General features: G+C 40.4%; 1 protein-coding gene. It reads right to left on the reverse strand.

Features of this window, described 5'->3' with window-relative positions; genetic code table 11:
• Nucleotides 1–203 (reverse strand): hypothetical protein (locus tag GT354_RS26435; RefSeq protein ID WP_161358875.1); only part of this gene is annotated, 203 nt, incomplete at both ends.

The following is a 203-nucleotide window of genomic DNA, read 5'->3' on the forward strand; positions in this document are numbered from 1 at the left end:
TTTAAGAAAAAACCTTCCTGCGCATCAAAACGAATGGTGCGAAATCCTGTATTCAACGAAGACTCATCGACTGTTTTGCCGTTATTAATTACTTTTGTCGTAACACGGTACAAATTTGTTTGCTCAAGTGACCATAACGCGGGACTTACAATGGCAATCGAAAACTTGGCAATAGTTGGTGTAAATACCGGGACTTTTACGGC

The sequence above is a fragment of the Streptomyces sp. SID3343 genome, assembly GCF_009865215.1.
GTDB lineage: Bacteria > Actinomycetota > Actinomycetes > Streptomycetales > Streptomycetaceae > Embleya.